A 16,309-nucleotide genomic window follows, 5' to 3' on the forward strand; every position below is an offset into this window, starting at 1 on the left:
GGGCGATCAGGCCCAGGTCGGATGAAAGCGGCCGCCCGGCGACAGGGTAAAGATCTCGACCCCGTCGTCCGTCACCCCGACCGAATGCTCGAACTGCGCCGACAGCGACTTGTCCCGCGTGATGGCGGTCCAGTCGTCGGCCAGCACCCGCGTCTCGGGCCGACCGAGGTTCACCATCGGTTCGATGGTGAAGATCATCCCCGGCTCCAGCGTGGCCCCCGTGCCCGGGCGCCCATAATGCAGCACGTTCGGCGGCGCATGGAACACCCGCCCCAGCCCGTGGCCGCAGAAATCGCGCACCACGCTCATCTTGTGGGCCTCGACATAGGTCTGGATGGCATGGCCGATATCGCCGAAGGTGTTGCCCGGCTTCACCGCCTCGACCCCCACCATCAGCGCGTCGTAGGTCACCTGGATCAGCCGCTCGGCGAAAGGCTTCAGCTTGCCCGCGACGTACATCCGGCTGGTGTCGCCGAACCAGCCGTCGACGATCACCGTCACGTCCACATTCAGGATATCGCCATCCTTCAGCGCGTCGCTCGAGCGGCCGGGGATCTTGCCGCCGGGGATGCCGTGGCAGACGACATGGTTCACGCTGATGCAGCTCGCGTGCTCGTAACCCTTGTATCCGATGGTGGCGCTTGTCGCGCCCGCCTCGTTGACCATCCGTTCGATGGCGGCGTTGATCTCGGCCGTGGTGACGCCCGGTTCGATCATGTCCGCCACATCGTCGAGGATGCGCGCAGCGAGGGCACCCGCGCGGGTCATCCCCGCAAAGGCGTCCGCCTCGTAGATGCGGATGCCGTCTTTCGTCAGACGGCCGTCTCTGTGATCGTCCACGGGTCGTTCCTTTCCTTCAAACGGCATATAGGCCGTTCAGGCGAAAAGTGCCAGCATCGACAGCCTTGGGCCCATCACACAGGACGACGCCTCAAGGACGCGCGCGCAGGCCGCGCCGGGACCAAAGCCGTTTGAAAGCGCATGGCCCGGGCCCTATACCCACAGGTCAAAGGGGACAAGGAACGACAATGGCCAATCCCACCGCCGCCATGCTGGTGATCGGAGACGAAATCCTGTCCGGCCGCACCCGCGACGCAAACATGCACCACCTTGCGGGCCGCCTGACCGAGGTCGGCATAGACCTGCGCGAGGTGCGCGTCGTGGCCGACGACCGGCCCGCCATCGTCGCCGCCCTGCGCGCCCTGTCCGCGGCCTTCGACCACGTCTTCACCTCGGGCGGGATCGGCCCGACGCACGACGACATCACCGCCGACTGCGTGGCCGAGGCGATGGCGGCCCGGATCGACGTGCGCGAGGACGCGCGAGCGCTCCTCGCCGCCCACTACGACCGGCAGGGACTGGAGTTCACTGCCGCGCGGATGCGCATGGCCCGCATTCCCGACGGCGCGACGCTGATCGACAACCCGGTCTCCGTGGCGCCCGGATTCTCGCTCGGCAACGTCCACGTCATGGCGGGCGTGCCGTCGATCTTCACCGCCATGGTCGCAAGCCTTCTGCCGACACTCACCGGCGGCGAGCCCCTGCGCTCGGTCACCGTCCGCATCGACCGCGGCGAAGGCGACGTCGCGGCGCCGCTGGGCGATCTCGCCGCCCGCTTTGACGACCTCGCTTTCGGCTCCTACCCGTTCCAGCGCGACGGTCGATACGGCACCAACATCGTGATCCGGGGCACCGACGGCGACCGCCTCGCCGCTGCCGAGGCCGATCTGCGCCGCCTCTTCCCCGGCGTCGCCGCATGACCCCCGACTCCCGGCGCCTCTTCGCGGCCCTGGATGCCACCTGGCCCCCCGCCCGGCTCATAACGGACGGACCCTGGACGCTGCGCGAGGGCCGGGGTGGCGGCAAGCGCGTCTCGGCCGCCACCGCGAATATCCCCGTAACAGAGACAGATATCGCGACCGCCGAGGCCGGAATGACCACCCTCGGTCAGCAACCCCTCTTCATGATCCGTCAACAGGATGCCGACCTCGACCACTGGCTGGATGCGCGGGAATACTCCGTCGTCGATCCCGTCGTCATGTACCTCTTCCCCGTCGCAGCCCTTGCCGATCCCCAGCCGATGACCGCCATCGTGCCGACCTGGCCCATGCTCGCCATTCAGCGCGATCTCTGGCAGATGGCCGGCATCGGCCCTAGCCGGATCGCCGTGATGGAGCGCGCCGCTGGCCCTCGCTGCGCCCTTCTCGCCCGCCACAAGGACACGCCCGCGGGCGTCGCATTCGTGGCCGCCGACGGCGCCATCGCCATGATCCACGCGCTCGAAGTCGTCCCCTCCGAACGGCGGAGCGGCGTCGCGCGACGCGCCATGAAGGCGGCCTCGCAGTGGGCCGCCGACAACGGGGCCGAATGGCTGGCCCTGGCCGTTACCCGAGCGAACGAAGGCGCCAACGCACTTTATCGCGGCCTTGGCATGACAGAGGCCGCCACCTATCATTATCGCCTCGCGCCAGGGGTCGGGCCGTGATCCGCGCGGCAGTCGTGACGGCACTCCTCTGCGCGTGGCCCGCCTTCGCGGCCGAACTCGACCTGCCCTCCGCCTCGATGACCGCGACCGACTCCACGCCCGCCGGCACCGTCCGCCTGCCCGAGGCGCCCTGGGCGCCCGGCGCCGCAGTCCCTGCGACCGAGGGCGCCATTCGCCGGTCGGTCTTCGTCGTTCCCGAAGCAGGGTTCACGACCCTTCAGCTCATCGCCCCCATGCGGGACGCGCTCGGGCAGGACGGCTACACCCAGGTCTTCTCCTGCGCCGACGCCCAGTGCGGCGGCTTCGATTTCCGTTTCCAGCTTGACCTGATCGGCGAGCCCGACATGCACGTCGATCTGGGCGACTATCGCTACATCCTCATGCGCAAACCCGGCGGTGACCCGCACAGCGTGGCGATGGTTGCCTCCTCGGCAGGGCGTACCGGCTTCGTCCATGTCACCGAGGTGTCGGACAGCGAGCTTCGCGACATCGCCGTCGATCCCATGCCACCCGAGACCGAAGTCGAACTAGCCGAAAGTCCCAATATCAGTGACGTTCCGGACATCCTCGAGACCATGACGAGCACCGGCCGCGCCGTCCTCGCGGACCTCCAGTTCGGCACGGGTGCGGCCACGCTGGACGACGAGGCCTATGCCTCGCTCACCGCACTCGCCGACTGGCTCGACGCCAATCCTTCGGCCCGCATCGTCCTCGTGGGCCACACCGATGCCGTGGGTTCACTCGCCGCGAATACCTCGCTGTCGCAACGCCGCGCCGAGGCCGTCGCCGACCGTCTGAGGCAGCGATACGGCACCGATGCGACGCAGGTGCAGGCGGCGGGCGCGGGGTATCTGGCGCCGCTGTCATCCAATCTCACCGCCGAGGGGCGCGCCGCGAACCGGCGGGTTGAAGTCGTGCTCCTGTCCCTCGAGCAATGAAAAGTGGGGCGCCGCAAGGGCGCCCCAGTTCACAAGGGCAGTCAGTCGGGGGAAAAGTCGTTCTGGTACGGTCAGACCGTCACCACTTGTCCGGTCCCTTCTCGGCGAAGGCATGGACGAGGAAGTCGATGAAGGCGCGGACCTTGGGCTGGGTGAAGCGTCCCGGCGGATAGACCGCGAAGATGCCCTGCGTCTCGACCGGCAGATCGGGAATGGCTTCCTCGATCAGCTTGTGTTCCATCGCGTCGGCATAAAGGAAGGACGGCAGGTAGGCGATCCCAAGCCCGGCGATCGCGGCGTTCAAGAGCGACTGCCCGTCGTTCACCGTCAGCCAACCGGCAGTCCGCACCTGGCGCTTTTCACCCGAGGGCGCCGTCAGCTTCCAGACGTTGCCGGACGAGTTGTTCGAATAATGCAGCAGCTTGTGTTCGTTCAGGTCGTCGATCTTCTGCGGCCGCCCGTACTTGTCGAAGTAGGAGGGCGCCGCGATCATCCTGCGGTTCGTCTCGCACAGCTTGCGCGCACGCAGGGTCGAATCTTCAAGCTCGCCGATCCGGATCGCAAGGTCGAAGCCCTCGCTGATCAGTTCGACATAGCGGTTGTTCAGCACCATGTTCACGGTGATATCCGGGAATTCCTGAAGGAATTCGCCAAGCACCGGCGACAGGTGGTTCACGCCGAAGTCGGTCGCGACCGAGATACGCAGCAGCCCCGAAGGCGCCGACTGCATCGAGGTGACCAGCGCATCCGCCTCGCCGGCATCGTTCAGCACGCGTCGCGCGCGATCATAGTAGGCCAGTCCGATCTCGGTCGGCGACACGCGGCGCGTGGTCCGATTCAGAAGCCGCGCACCAAGGCGCGCTTCCAGAGACGAGACATGTTTCGACACCGCGGACTTCGAGATCCCCATCTTCTTGGCGGCATCGGTGAACCCACCCTGATCCACGACGGTTGCGAACGCTTCCATTTCCGTCAGACGGTCCATCAGGTTTCATACCCTTGTATCTTTTGCCCCCAAGGCCCGTTCCTTCTGCAGGTCAATTCGGGCGAGAATGGGGAAAGACCCCGACAATTACCCGGTATTATCGGGATTGTTTTACGGATGTAGACGAGGACGGCGCCGGGAACCACGTGCGTCAGGGGCGCCTGCGCTTCGATCCCACGGGCAAGTTGGCAGCATCACGCAAGAAAAAGGGGGCGGATCTCTCCGCCCCCATAAGGGATAACAACCCACCAATTACACACGAGGGTTCGTTGGTTAGAAGCCGTAGACCAGCGACACACCGAGGGTGTTGTCGGTGCTCTCGAGGCCCGGCAGCGGATCGCTGTCGTATTCCGTGCGGTACGAGAAGCGCGTGGCGAGGCGATCGGACATCTTGAAGTTGACGCCCAGGTCGTTGGTCGCGGCGGTATTCTCGTCCGACACCAGGATGTCCGTGTCGTTGGTCAGGAACGTGGTCTCGCTGAACTTGTAATAGAACCGCGACGACGCGATGCCTGCGACCTCGGTCGTGTCGTCGCCGAGCTGGTCCTCGATGTAGCGAGCACCCGGACCGGCCTGGATCCGCCACGTCATCTGATCGGTGTTCACGATCCGGTAACCAGGGCCAAAGCCCAGGAAGGCGTCATACCGGTTCGACGCGAAGTCGTCGTAGCGGATCGAGCCCAGGCCGAACATGTAGAAGCGGTCGGTGAAATACCGGTTCGCGTCGTAGGTCGCGAAGACCTCTTCCTTGTTGCGGATGCCATCGTCCTCGGAAAATTCACCCGCGAAGCCCAGCGTGTGGTTCCAGGGACCGCTGCCATAGCGGAACCGGCCGCCGAACGACAAGTCGCCGGTGTCGGTGTTGCCCGAGGTGGCCGAAAGGCCGAGCGATACGCTGCCATCCCAGCCCTGGGCGTACTGGTTGTTGCCGAAACGGTTGGCATCTTCGGCTTCGGCGAACTCGTCGCTGACGTCTTCCTGAATGTCGTCGATACGGTCGTCGAGGTCTTCGATGCCGACGATAGCGCTCTGTCCGATGGCCGGAGCGGCGGCGAGCAGCGCCATCAACGATGCGGCGATGACGGTTTTATGGGTCATGGTAATCCATCCTGTCTGTCTGGTGGCCGTCCGAAAATGGACGGAAGCGATGTAGCCTCAACCTCAGATAGGGCGGGGTGATGCGTAAGGAAAACTCAAAACATACGACCGTGACATGATTATCACTTATGTATTTCAGGCCGGATTCCACCCAACACATGAGGCGCGTGAAAGTTCACATCTGACAAACAGCCATGAGAGGGGCCTGTTCCGACTCCAGTGCTTCACCTGCGCTCACAAGAGTGTGAGCCGCGACCCGCATCAGGTCGTCCGGGATTTCCTGGCGAAACACCGCCCAGATCGGGAAACGGAAGGTCGGAGTCCCGGCGACAAGGTGCAGCGCGCCCTCGTCGATGAAGCGCTTGACGTAGCGCGCCGGCAGGTATCCCGCGAAGGCTCGGTTCATAATGAACTCCGCCGCCAGCGTTCCCAGCGACAGCGTCAGTCCGGGGTTTGTCAATTCGGGCAGGCCCACCGCATGCGCCTGCAGAAACTCCGGACCCCAGTCGACAAAGACATATCGCTCCCCGAGGAGTCCATCCTCCCGCGAGGCTCCGGCCCAGGACGCGACCATGACCAGCTCGTCGTTCATCGCCTTGATGACGGTAAGGCCCGGCCTCTGCTGCGGCGTGTATGTCAGTGCCGCATCCGCCATGCCCTCGATCAGGAACCGCGTCAGCCGGTCCGGCCCGCCAAGCTCGGCCCGGATGCTCAACGTCGGACGAGCCGCGCGCAACGCGTCGATCCAGCGAAATCCCAGTCGGGGCCAAAGCGAGGACTCCGCCCCGATCGTCAGGCGTTCGGAAAATCCCTCGGGGATCGCGACCTGCTGCCGCGCCTCCTCCCACACCCGGATCATCGACAGCGCATAGCGCTCGAACTCGCGCCCGGCCGCGGTCATTTCGGCCCCCGCCTTCGACCGGGTGAACAACGGGCGTCCCAGCGACTCCTCAAGCCGTCGGATGCGCAGGCTTACCGCCGACTGCGTGACCTGCAGCCGCGCGGCGGCCCGAACGAAACTGCCGGTCGCGGCGACATCCAGAAAGGTGCGAACAAGGGCGTAATCCAAGGTGTGTCTCCATGAGGAAAGCTCACCTCATCCCTACAACCCATGCGCAGAGGCAATCAACCGCCCAACATCCCCAGACCCGCGCAGACCGCCAAAGTCAGGGGTATCCCGGCCCTGAGCTTCAACAACAGGATCGCCGCTACGCCCGTCAGAGCGACGGCGACCGGCTCGACCGTTCCGAAGTCAGGCAACCACACGCCCAAGTGATCCCAGCCGACCCGCGTCACCTCGCGGAACAGGACATGCAGCGCGAACCAGACCGAGAGGTTGAGAATGACCCCGACCACGGCAGCGGTGATCGCATCCAGCGCGCCCTTGAGCCGCCGCTGGGCTGTCAGCCACTCGACGTATGGCGCGCCTGCGAAGATCCACAGGAAGCACGGCGCGAAGGTCACCCAAAGCGTCATCGCGGCCCCCGCAAGTCCCATGACAGGGTCGATTCCGCCCCCCTCGCGCGCCGCCGCAAGGATCCCCACGAACTCGGTCACGAGGATCAGCGGACCCGGTGTCGTCTCGGCCAGCCCCAGCCCGTCGACCATCTCGGCCGCCGACAGCCAGCCCTTCGCCGCCACGGCATCCTGCGCCATGTAGGCCAGCACGGCATAGGCCCCGCCGAAGGTCACCGTGGCGAGCGTCGAGAAGAAGACGCCGATCTCGGTCAGGATCGCAGGTCCTCCCGTAACCTCCACCAGGATCAGCGGCGCCACCCAGATCGCGCCCCAGATCGCCACCGTGCGCGCCGTCTGGCCAAGGGGAACGCCTGCCGGCCCCGCCACCTCGGCCGCACCGCCTCGCGTCGAGGCATAGCCCCACAGGCCTGCGGCAAGGATCAAAAGCGGAAACGGCAGCGCGAAGACGAACAGCGCCACGAACGACAGCGCCGCCGCCACCCAGTGCGCGCGTTCCTTCAGCCCCTTGCGGGCCACGCGCAGCAGCGCCTCCAGCACGATGACGAGCACCGCAGCCTTGATGCCCAGGAACGCCGCCTGCACCATCGGCACGGTCCCCCACGCCAGGTAGACCCCCGATAGCGCAAGGATGACGACCGCGCCGGGAAGGACAAACAGAAGGCCCGCCGCCAGACCGCCCAATGTGCCGTGAAGGCGCCAGCCCGAATAGGTCGCAAGCTGCATCGCCTCCGGTCCCGGCAGAAGCATGCAGAAGGAGAGCGCGCTCAGGAACTGGCTCTCGCTCAGCCAGCCCTTCTCCTCGACCACTTCGCGGTGCATCAGCGCGATCTGCGCAGCAGGCCCGCCGAAGGACAGCACCCCGATCCGCGACCAGACCCGTACCGCCTCGCCGAGGCTCGGCGCGGGCGTCATTGCGGCCTCCCTGCCGGCCAGTCATGGCCTTCCTCGAACCCGTCCCGCGCCCAGCGGTACAGCGCGTCGTACATCCCCATGCCGGCCTCGAGCTGCGCGATATCGTCACTATACAAGCGGGAAAGCCCCACCGACAGCGCCAGAAGCCCCGCTGCCTGAGGCGCAAGATCGTGTCGATCCGTGTCTGCCGCCCGCACCACCAGTGCCAGCCGGTCCAACGCATTCGACCTCAGCCCGAACTCTTCCAGAAGCGTGTCGAAGGTGCAGGCCTCGCCCCGGTGGCTGTAACGCACGCCCTCGACATCGAAGGCCTCGGCCCCGAACCGCGCGGCGACCTCGGTCACGTCCTGGGACGGCACGAACAGAAACCGCGCCTCGCGGTCGATAAAACGCCGGATCAGCCAGGGACAGGCGATGCGGTCGATCTTTGGCCGCTGCCGCGTCACCCAAAGGCTGCGCGGGGCTGGCACATCCGTGACCGTAAGCAACCCGGCCTCGGCCCAGGCGACGAACCCGCCTTCCAGGACCTCGGCGGCGACACCCTCGGCCCGAAGCTGCGCCGCGACCCCCTGCGAGATCTTGCGGCCCCGGTGACAGATCGTCACGACGCGCGTGCCCGGCGCGATGCCGATTGCTGCACGATAATCCTGACGGACAGATCCCGGCACCATCCGGGGATCGGCGGCATAGTCCTCGTCGACGCGCAGGTCCAGAAGCACCGGAGCTTCCGGCGTTCCGATCAGACGCGACAGTTGCGTCGGCGAGATTTCCTGAAGTGACGGCATGGCCCTCTGAACCTCCCTGTCCCGCCGACAGGGGCGGGATGTCTAGGAAGCGAACTTGGGCCTCGGCCTCACGGGGCGTTCGCGCTCAACCCCTTGGCTCTTCTCTAGCATGGGTCGCGCGCCGGTCCACAGCTAGATTCGAGCCGCCAGACGGCTGCCCTGGTCGATCGCCCGCTTGGCGTCCAGCTCCGCCGCGACATCCGCGCCTCCGATGACATGGGTTGCGATGCCCTCCGCCTCCAGCGCCTCCGCAAGGCGTCTCTCGCTGACCTGTCCGGCGCAAAGCACGACCGTGTCGCACGCCACGACTTCGGTCGTCCCGTCCTGCCGCCGGATATGCAGCCCGTCTGCGTCGATCTTGTCGTAGGCGACGCCGCTCAGCATCCGAACGCCCTTCATCTGCAACGACGCCCGGTGAATCCATCCCGTCGTCTTGCCCAGACGCTTGCCGGGCCTCTCGGCCTTCCGTTGGAGCAGCACCACCTCGCGCGGACTGCGCGCGGGCTGCGGTCCCTCGGGCGCCAGCCCCGACCGGTGCGCCTCGGGGTCGGTCACGCCCCATTCCCGCATCCACTCCGGCAGGTCGAGCGTCGGGCTCTCCCCCGTGGTCAGAAACTCGGCCACGTCGAACCCGATGCCACCGGCGCCCAGCACGGCGACACGCTTTCCCGCAACCTCGCGCCCGGTCAGGACGTCGACGTAACTCACCACATGCCCGCCCGCGACCGGCACGCCTGGATCGCGCGGATGGACACCCGTGGCCACGATCACCTCGTCAAAGCCGCGCAGCATATCGACACCGGCCTCGACACCCAGCCGCACATCGACGCCCCGTTCCTCGAGCATCGTCCCGAACCAGTCGATCAGCCCGTGGAACTCCTCTTTCCCCGGCACCGCCTTGGCCAGGTTCAACTGCCCGCCGATCCACTCGGCGCGGTCGAACAGCGTGACCCGATGACCCCTCAGCGCCGCCACCAGCGCCGCCGACAGCCCGGCCGGACCCGACCCCACCACCGCCACCGTTTTCGTCACTGTTGCAGGCAAATAGACCAGCTCCGTCTCGTGCGCCGCCTGAGGGTTCACGAGGCACGTCGCCACCTTCAGCTCGAACGTATGATCCAGGCAGGCCTGGTTGCACGCGATGCAGGGCGCGATGGTCCGCGCCCGACCCGCCGCCGCCTTCTTCACGAAATCAGGATCCGCAAGGAACGGCCGCGCCATCGACACCATGTCGGCGCAGCCCTCGGCCAGCACGGCTTCGGCCACCTCGGGCGTGTTGATCCGGTTCGACGTGATGAGCGGTATGCCCACCTGACCCATCAGCTTCTGCGTCACCCAGGCGAAGGCCCGGCGCGGCACACTGGTGGCGATGGTCGGGATCCGCGCCTCGTGCCAGCCGATGCCCGTGTTCAGGATCGACGCCCCCGCCGCCTCGACCGCCTGCGCCAGCATCACCACCTCTTCGAAGGTCGAGCCGTCGGGCACGAGGTCGATCAGGCTGATGCGATAGATCAGGATGAAGTCCCGTCCCACCGCCTCGCGCACCCGCCGCACCACTTCGACCGGCAGCCGCATCCGGTTCTCGTAGGGCCCGCCCCAGCGATCCTCGCGCCGGTTGGTGTGGGTCACCAGGAACTGGTTCAGGAAGTACCCTTCCGACCCCATCACCTCGACGCCATCATAGCCCGCCTCGCGCGCCTGCACGGCGGCCGTCACGATGTCCGCGACCTGCTGTTCGATCCCCGCCTCGTCCAGCTCGCGCGGGACGAAGGGCGAAATCGGCGACTTGATCGCCGAAGGCGCCACGCACTCCGGCGAATAGGCGTAACGCCCGGCGTGAAGGATCTGCATCGCGATCCGCCCGCCCGCGTCGTGAACGGCCTCTGTCACGCGCGCATGGTTCGCGATGTCCCTATCCGAGAACAGCCCCGCCGCCCCCGGCAGCACGCCCCCCTCGCGGTTCGGCGACATGCCCCCCGTCACCATCAGCGCGACGCCGCCCTCGGCCCGCCGCGCGTAATAGGCCGCGACCCGGTCGAAATCCCCCAGCTCCTCCAGCCCCGTGTGCATCGAGCCCATGAGGACGCGGTTCGGCAGGACGACGTGGCCTAGATCGAGCGGCGACAGAAGGTGCGGGTAAGCAGTCATGGCGCGGACAATGCCGCCGCGCCATGACCCTGTCACCTGAAACCCGGCGTCAGACCCGGAACAGTCCCTATTCCGCGGGAATCGCCCGCTTCACGTCCACCGGAACCGCCAGCTTGTTCAGCATTTCCTTCGGCACGATCTGGAGGAAGAAGCCCTTCTCCTCCTCCCAGTTCTGCAACAGCGTCGCGGCCTTCCGGCTGCCGGTCTCGGCCAGGTGCATCTCCAGAAGCTCCTCGAGCTCCTGCATGTAATGCCCCTCCTGCACCGGGATCATCACCACTGTCTCCATGTTGATGACCGCCCGCGTCGCGCCCTCGGGGTCATAGAGATAGGCCATGCCGCCCGTCATCCCTGCGCCGAAGTTCGCCCCGATCCGGCCAAGGATCACCGCCACACCGCCCGTCATGTACTCGCAGCCGTTCGACCCGCAGCCCTCGACCACCACCTTCGCGCCCGAGTTCCGGACCGCGAAACGCTCGCCCGCCCGGCCGGCGGCGAAAAGATAGCCGTCCGTCGCGCCGTAAAGCACGGTGTTGCCGATGATGACGTTCTCGTCCGCGACAAGCGGCGAGGCCATCGGCGGACGCACCACGATGGTGCCGCCCGACAGACCCTTGCCGACATAGTCGTTGGCGTCGCCCGACACCTCCAGCCGCAGACCCGGCGCCGCAAAGGCGCCCAGCGACTGGCCGGCCGAACCCTGAAGCTTCACCGTCAGGTGGTCGCGCTGCAGGTTGTTCTTCATCCCGAAACGTTTGACGATGTGCGACGAGGTCCGCGTGCCGATGGTCCGATGCGTGTTCCGCACCGCATACGAAAGCTGCATCTTCTCGCCGTCGTCGAGGAAGCGCGCGGCGTCCTTGACGATCTCGGCGTCCAGCGTGTCCAGCACCGGGTTCCGCGGCTTGTCGCGGTCATAGCGGATCGCATGCGCCCCATCGACCGTGATCAGAAGCGGGTTCAGGTCCAGGTCGTCCAGATGCGCCGACCCCCGGCTGACCTGGCTCAACAGGTCCGCGCGTCCGATCACCTCGCCCAGCGACCGCGCCCCGATCGAGGCAAGGATGTCGCGAACCTCCTGCGCATAGAAGGTGATGAGGTTCACTACCTTGTCGGCGTTGCCGGTGAACTTGGCCCGCAGGCGTTCGTCCTGCGTGCAGACCCCCACCGGGCAGGTGTTCGACTGGCACTGGCGTACCATGATGCAGCCCATCGCGATCAGCGCGGCGGTGCCGATGCCGTATTCCTCGGCCCCCATCATCGCCGCCATGACGATGTCGCGGCCCGTCCGAAGGCCGCCGTCGGTCCTCAGCGTCACCCGCTCCCGCAGATTGTTCATCGCCAGGACCTGATGCGCCTCGGTCAGCCCCATCTCCCACGGCAGGCCCGCATACTTGATCGAGGTCGCGGGCGACGCGCCCGTGCCACCGTTGTGGCCCGAGATCAGGATGACGTCGGCCTTGGCCTTCGCCACGCCCGCCGCGATGGTGCCGACGCCCGAGGACGCCACCAGCTTCACGCAGACCTTGCAGCGCGGGTTGATCTGCTTGAGGTCGTAGATCAGCTGCGCCAGGTCCTCGATGGAATAGATGTCGTGGTGCGGCGGCGGGCTGATGAGCGTCACGCCCGGCGTCGAGTGCCGCAGCCGCGCGATCAGTTCCGTCACCTTCATGCCGGGCAATTGCCCGCCCTCGCCGGGCTTGGCGCCCTGCGCAACCTTGATCTCCAGCTCTTCGCACTGGTTCAGGTACTCGGCCGTCACGCCAAAGCGGCCCGAGGCCACCTGCTTGATCTTCGCCGACGGGTTGTCGCCGTTCGATTCCGGCAGGAAGTGCGCCGGATCCTCGCCGCCCTCGCCCGAATCCGACTTCGCTCCGATCCGGTTCATCGCCACGTTCAGCGTCTTGTGCGCCTCGGGCGACAAGGCCCCCAGCGACATCCCCGGCGTCACGAACCGCTTCCGGATCGAGGTGATGCTCTCCACCTCCTCGATCGGCACCGGCTTGCCCATCGGCTTGATCGCCAGAAGGTCGCGCAGGTGGATGGGCGGCATCGCGTGCATCTTCGCGGTGTATTGCTGCCACATGGCATAGGACGCCTTGCTGCACGCCGCCTGAAGCATGTGCATCGACGTCGCTTCCCAGGCGTGCGTCTCGCCGGTGGTCCGCGCCTTGTAGAACCCGCCGATGGGCAGGACCGAAGACCCCGAGAAGCCCAAGGCGTGAACCTCCTCGGCCTTCTTCTGGATGCCCAGGATGCCGATGCCGCTGATCCGGCTGTGCATTCCGGGGAAATACTCGTTGACCATGGCGCGCGACAGCCCCACGGCCTCGAAGTTCAGCCCGCCCCGATAGGACGAGATCACCGAGATCCCCATCTTGGACATGATCTTGAGAAGACCCGCGTCGATGGCCGCGCGATAGCGCGCCACGGCCTCGGTCAGCGACCCCTCGATCAGCCCGCGCCGGATGCGGTCCGCGATGGAATCCTCGGCGAGATAGGCGTTCACGATGGTCGCGCCACAGCCGACCAGCACCGCGAAGTAATGCGGATCGATGCATTCCGCCGACCGCACGTTGAGCGAGCAGAACGTCCGCAGGCCCTTCCGCGTCAGCCACGAATGCACCGCGCTCGTCGCCAGGATCATCGGCATCGCGATCTTGTCGGCGTCCTGATGGTGGTCGGTCAGCACGATGTGACCCGCCCCCGACCGCACCGCGTCCTCGGCCTCGCTCCGCACCCGCGTCAGCGCGGCCTGAAGCGCGCCGTTGCCGCCGTCCGCCGGGAAGGTGCAGTCGATCTCGACCATCTCGGACTTGAACAGCTCGCACAGCCGCCCGTACTGGACGTTCGCCACGAAGGGACTGTCCAGCACGATGATCTCGGTCTGGCTCGAATCCTGGTCCAGCACGTTCTTCAGGTTCCCGAAGCGCGTCTTGAGGCTCATCACCCGGTACTCGCGGAGCGAGTCGATGGGCGGGTTCGTCACCTGGCTGAAGTTCTGCCGGAAGAAATGGCTCAGCGGCCGGTACTTATTCGACAGCACCGCCGAGGGCGTGTCGTCGCCCATCGAGGCCAGCGTCTCCTTTCCGTCCTCGGCCATCGGCGCCAGGATCTGCTCCAGCTCCTCGACCGTATAGCCCGACGCGATCTGCCGCTGCCGCAGCGCCTCGCCCTCGAACATCGGCGCCTCGGTCAGCCCCGACAGCTCGACGTCCAGCTCGGCGATCTTGCCGACCCATTCGCCGAAGGGCTGGCTCGCCGCCAGCGCATCCTTGATCTCGACGTCGTGGAACAGCTTGCCCGCGACCATGTCGACGGCGATCATCTGTCCGGGCCCCAGCGCGCCCTTCTCGATCACGCTCGACTCCTCGACCGGGACCATTCCCGTCTCGGACCCGGCGATCAGAAGACCGTCACCCGTCACGGTATACCGCATCGGCCTCAGCCCGTTCCGGTCGAGCCCCGCGCAGACCCAGCGCCCGTCGGTCATCGCCAGGGCCGCCGGACCGTCCCACGGCTCCATGACCGCATTGCAATAGTTGTACATGTCGCGCCACGGCTCGGGCAGCTCGGTCGCCTGCTTCGACCAGGCCTCGGGCACCAGCATCGTCTTCGCCATCGGAGCGTTCCGCCCCGCCCGCACCAGCACCTCGAACACCGCGTCCAGCGCCGCCGAATCCGACGCCCCGTTCGCGATGATCGGCTTGATGTCCTCGGCCAGCTCCCCGAACGTCGACGACGCCATCCGGATCTCGTGGCTCTTCATCCAGTTGGTGTTGCCCTTCAGCGTGTTGATCTCGCCGTTGTGCGCCAGCATCCGGAACGGCTGCGCCAGCCACCATTGCGGGAAGGTGTTGGTCGAATAGCGCTGGTGATAGATCGCGAAGGCGCTCTCGAAGCGCTCGTCCATCAGGTCGGGATAGAAGACGGCCACCTGCTCGGCCAGCATCATGCCCTTGTAGATGATCGACCGGCACGACAGCGAACACAGGTACAGCGTCGGCACCTGGGCCGCCGCCGCCGCCTTCTCGATCCGCCGCCGGATGACGTAAAGTTCGCGCTCGAAGGTCTCCTCGTCGACGCCCTTCGAGTTGGAGATCAGGATCTGCTCGATCTCGGGCCGCGTCGCGTTGGCCTTCTCGCCCAGCACGCTGATGTCCACCGGCACATGCCGCCAGCCATAGATGTAGTATCCCATCCGCAGGATCTCGGTCTCGACGATCGTGCGGCAGGTCTCCTGCGCCCCGAAGTCCGTCCGCGGCAGGAACACCTGCCCCACCGCCAGAAGCTCTTTCGGCCGAGGCTGGTGCCCGGTGCGCTCGACCTGGTCATAAAAGAACGGAACCGGGATCTGCACATGGATGCCTGCGCCGTCCCCGGTCTTGCCGTCGGCATCGACAGCACCCCGGTGCCAGACCGCCTTCAGCGCGTCGATCCCGTTCTCGACCACCTTCCGGGACTTCGACCCATCGATCGACACGATCAGCCCCACGCCGCAGGACGAATGCTCGGTATCCTCGGAATAGAGACTGTTTTCCGCCATCCATGCACGCTTCGCCTTTTCGGCGGCGGCCCAGTCTGCGTCGAACTTGGTCATTGCAGGTCTCCCTCTGCGATCCCGAACTTCGCAAGTGTCTCCTTGCGGGTCAGGCGGGTACGGTCGCCGGCATAGGCAAAGCTGTCCGGCTTGTTGTCGATATAGATCTCGTTGGTGAACACGAACCCCGACGGGTCGTCGAACAGGCCAATGGGCATCTCGAGGTTCTCGGCCATCGGCCCTTCGGCCGTGACGTGGTAATACAGCGGCGAGCCGCAGCGCGAACAGAAGGCGCGCTCGGCCCAGTCCGAGCTTTGCAGCCGCCCGATGCTGTCCGCACCCTCCCAGGTCACCGACTCGAGCGGCACCGTCACGCCCAGCAGCGCCGACCCTGTCCAGCGCCGACACATCTCGCAATGGCAGGCGCCGAAGGTCTCCGGCACCTCGGTCGCTTCAAAACGCACCGCACCGCAAAGACATCCACCTGTCCGCGCGCTCATGCCCCACCCTCCACATGCGGTTTCCCGGCCTCGTACTCGGCCTTGGTGACGCGCTCATGATCCCCCGAAAGTTGGGCGCAGGCAAAAGCGCGGTCGGCATAGACCTCGCGCACCAAGGGCATGTCGCGCGCACCCTCGAAAATTCCTGGAACGAACTCGTATGGGCCGCCGTCGTCGCGCAGCCACAGGTGCGAACCGCAGACCGGACAGAAGGCCCGCTCGGAGAAACTCGTAGAACGGTAGGTGCGGACCTCGCCAATGACCGTCACCGCCTCGTCGGGCGCATCGAACCCCCACTGGGGACCGCCGGTCCACCGCCGGCACATCGAACAGTGGCACGCGCTGGCGGAATGCTCATGCGCCGTCGCCGTGATCGTCACGGCGCCGCACAGGCAATGTCCTTTCAGCACTCCGGCCATTCCGTTCATGTCTTCTTCAT

13 protein-coding genes are annotated in these 16,309 nt (G+C 66.4%); 3 read left to right on the forward strand and 10 right to left on the reverse strand.

The annotated features are described in order from the left end of the window. Positions 1-6: 6 nt before the first annotated feature. The gene (map, locus tag C8D95_RS10335) at positions 7-840 is read right to left on the reverse strand and encodes a type I methionyl aminopeptidase (protein WP_109759110.1); all 834 of its coding nucleotides are present in this window, start codon (positions 838-840) and stop codon (positions 7-9) included. 188 nt (positions 841-1,028) lie between these two features. On the opposite strand from map, the gene C8D95_RS10340 reads away from it, so the two are divergent. From C8D95_RS10340 to C8D95_RS10350, 3 genes are read left to right on the forward strand one after another with little or no spacing between them, the layout of a single operon-like run. Then, complete coding sequence (locus C8D95_RS10340; RefSeq protein ID WP_109759111.1) at positions 1,029-1,760, forward strand: competence/damage-inducible protein A; 732 nt, start codon at positions 1,029-1,031, stop codon at positions 1,758-1,760. Continuing rightward, positions 1,757-2,485: a GNAT family N-acetyltransferase gene (locus C8D95_RS10345; protein ID WP_109759112.1), complete on the forward strand. Its 729-nt coding sequence runs from the start codon at positions 1,757-1,759 to the stop codon at positions 2,483-2,485. Before C8D95_RS10340 ends, C8D95_RS10345 begins: the two co-directional genes overlap by 4 nt. Next, complete coding sequence (locus C8D95_RS10350; RefSeq protein WP_109759113.1) at positions 2,482-3,423, forward strand: OmpA family protein; 942 nt, start codon at positions 2,482-2,484, stop codon at positions 3,421-3,423. The genes C8D95_RS10345 and C8D95_RS10350 overlap by 4 nt, the downstream gene beginning before the upstream one ends. A 79-nt stretch (positions 3,424-3,502) precedes the next feature. Here the strand turns inward: C8D95_RS10350 and C8D95_RS10355 are convergent, their stop codons facing one another. The 9 genes from C8D95_RS10355 to C8D95_RS10395 form a co-directional block, all read right to left on the reverse strand. Further along, entirely contained in the window at positions 3,503-4,408 is a 906-nt protein-coding gene (locus C8D95_RS10355; protein WP_109759114.1) for a LysR family transcriptional regulator, read from the reverse strand. A 273-nt stretch (positions 4,409-4,681) separates the two neighbouring features. Next, a complete protein-coding gene (locus C8D95_RS10360; protein WP_109759115.1) occupies positions 4,682-5,506 on the reverse strand; it encodes a DUF481 domain-containing protein in 825 nt (274 codons plus the stop codon). Between the two features lie 175 nt (positions 5,507-5,681). After that, positions 5,682-6,575, reverse strand: a complete 894-nt coding sequence (locus C8D95_RS10365) for a LysR family transcriptional regulator (RefSeq protein WP_109759116.1) — start codon at positions 6,573-6,575, stop codon at positions 5,682-5,684. Between the two features lie 56 nt (positions 6,576-6,631). After that, a complete protein-coding gene (gene chrA / locus C8D95_RS10370; RefSeq protein WP_109759117.1) occupies positions 6,632-7,897 on the reverse strand; it encodes a chromate efflux transporter in 1,266 nt (421 codons plus the stop codon). Beyond that, complete coding sequence (locus tag C8D95_RS10375; protein ID WP_109759118.1) at positions 7,894-8,682, reverse strand: chromate resistance protein ChrB domain-containing protein; 789 nt, start codon at positions 8,680-8,682, stop codon at positions 7,894-7,896. Before C8D95_RS10375 ends, chrA begins: the two co-directional genes overlap by 4 nt. 132 nt (positions 8,683-8,814) lie before the next feature. Continuing rightward, positions 8,815-10,830: an NADPH-dependent 2,4-dienoyl-CoA reductase gene (locus C8D95_RS10380; protein WP_109759119.1), complete on the reverse strand. Its 2,016-nt coding sequence runs from the start codon at positions 10,828-10,830 to the stop codon at positions 8,815-8,817. A gap of 67 nt (positions 10,831-10,897) precedes the next feature. Then, positions 10,898-15,430, reverse strand: coding sequence for a glutamate synthase large subunit (gltB, locus tag C8D95_RS10385; RefSeq protein ID WP_109759120.1), 4,533 nt, complete (start codon positions 15,428-15,430; stop codon positions 10,898-10,900). After that, positions 15,427-15,870, reverse strand: coding sequence for a GFA family protein (locus tag C8D95_RS10390; protein ID WP_109759121.1), 444 nt, complete (start codon positions 15,868-15,870; stop codon positions 15,427-15,429). Before C8D95_RS10390 ends, gltB begins: the two co-directional genes overlap by 4 nt. Further along, positions 15,867-16,298: a GFA family protein gene (locus C8D95_RS10395; RefSeq protein WP_338143042.1), complete on the reverse strand. Its 432-nt coding sequence runs from the start codon at positions 16,296-16,298 to the stop codon at positions 15,867-15,869. The genes C8D95_RS10390 and C8D95_RS10395 overlap by 4 nt, the downstream gene beginning before the upstream one ends. Positions 16,299-16,309: the final 11 nt, after the last annotated feature.

This window comes from Silicimonas algicola, from assembly GCF_003148765.1.
Classification (GTDB): Bacteria; Pseudomonadota; Alphaproteobacteria; order Rhodobacterales; family Rhodobacteraceae; genus Silicimonas; species Silicimonas algicola.